Genomic DNA, 1,921 nt, shown 5'->3' with positions numbered 1-1,921 from the left:
AGGGCTTAGCTTCCGGGTTCGGAATGTAACCGGGCGTTTCCCCTCCGCCATGACCGCCGTAACCTTATCAACATATCAAACAACACCACACCAACACTGTCGGGGTGTTTGTTTGTTTGTCGTGAGTTGCACAGTGGACGCGAGCAGATCTTTGATAGTCAAGTCCTCGGCCTATTAGTACCGGTCAACTGAACCCGTTACCGGGCTTACATTTCCGGCCTATCAACCCAGTCGTCTAGCTGGGGGCCTTACCCCACCAAAGGTGGGTGGGATACCTCATCTTGAAGCGAGCTTCCCGCTTAGATGCTTTCAGCGGTTATCCCTTCCGAACGTAGCTAACCAGCCGTGCCCCTGGCGGGACAACTGGCACACCAGAGGTTCGTCCGTCCCGGTCCTCTCGTACTAGGGACAGCCCTTCTCAAGTATCCTACGCGCACGGCGGATAGGGACCGAACTGTCTCACGACGTTCTAAACCCAGCTCGCGTACCGCTTTAATGGGCGAACAGCCCAACCCTTGGGACCTGCTACAGCCCCAGGATGCGACGAGCCGACATCGAGGTGCCAAACCATCCCGTCGATATGGACTCTTGGGGAAGATCAGCCTGTTATCCCCGGGGTACCTTTTATCCGTTGAGCGACACCGCTTCCACACGCAAGTGCCGGATCACTAGTCCCGACTTTCGTCCCTGCTCGACCCGTCAGTCTCACAGTCAAGCTCCCTTGTGTACTTGCACTCAACACCTGATTGCCAACCAGGCTGAGGGAACCTTTGGGCGCCTCCGTTACCCTTTAGGAGGCAACCGCCCCAGTTAAACTACCCACCAGACACTGTCCCTGAACCGGATAACGGTCCGAAGTTAGATACCCGAATCAACCAGAGTGGTATTTCAAGATTGCCTCCACACATACTGGCGTATGCGCTTCACCGGCTCCCACCTATCCTACACAAGCTAACTCAGATACCAATGTCAAGCTATAGTAAAGGTCCCGGGGTCTTTCCGTCCTGCCGCGCGTAACGAGCATCTTTACTCGTACTGCAATTTCGCCGGGCCTGTGGTTGAGACAGTGGGGAAGTCGTTACGCCATTCGTGCAGGTCGGAACTTACCCGACAAGGAATTTCGCTACCTTAGGATGGTTATAGTTACCACCGCCGTTTACTGGCGCTTAAGTTCTCCGCTTCGCCCCGAAGAGCTAACAGGTCCCCTTAACGTTCCAGCACCGGGCAGGCGTCAGTCCATATACATCGAATTACTTCTTCGCATGGACCTGTGTTTTTAGTAAACAGTCGCTTCCCCCTGCTCTCTGCGGCCATACAACGCTCCACCCGCGCGGGGCTTCACGTCTCCGGCCCCCCTTCTCCCTAAGTTACGGGGGCAATTTGCCGAGTTCCTTAACCACAGTTCGCCCGATCGCCTCGGTATTCTCTACCTGACCACCTGTGTCGGTTTGGGGTACGGGCCGCTCGAAACTCGCTAGAGGCTTTTCTCGGCAGCATAGGATCACTGACTTCACCTGAATCGGCTCGGCATCACGTCTCAGCCTACATGTGCTGCGGATTTGCCTACAGCACGGCCTACACGCTTACCCCGGCACAACCACCGGCCGGGCTCAGCTACCTTCCTGCGTCACCCCATCGCTTGACTACTACCCGCCAGGTTCCCACGCTCCCCAACCTTGGTCCGAAGACCTCAGCCGGTTCGGGTGGTTAGCACAACGAGGTTCATCAGGGACGCTCCTTCGCGGGTACGGGAATATCAACCCGTTGTCCATCGACTACGCCTCTCGGCCTCGCCTTAGGTCCCGACTCACCCAGGGCGGATTAACCTGGCCCTGGAACCCTTGGTCATCCGGCGGAAGGGTTTCTCACCCTTCTTTCGCTACTCATGCCTGCATTCTCACTCGTGCCGCGTCCACAACTG

Annotated in this window: 2 rRNA genes; both read right to left on the bottom strand. The window is 56.7% G+C overall.

The features are described 5' to 3' along the window. Nucleotides 1-61: ribosomal RNA gene (gene rrf, locus AB0M52_RS33605) — 5S ribosomal RNA — on the bottom strand; the annotation flags it as partial. A gap of 93 nt (nucleotides 62-154) precedes the next feature. Further along, nucleotides 155-1,921 (bottom strand): 23S ribosomal RNA (locus AB0M52_RS33600); the annotation flags it as partial.

This window comes from Micromonospora sp. NPDC051296 (assembly GCF_040682255.1).
GTDB lineage: Bacteria > Actinomycetota > Actinomycetes > Mycobacteriales > Micromonosporaceae > Micromonospora > Micromonospora craterilacus.
This window is presented reverse-complemented; position numbering and strand designations above follow the sequence as displayed.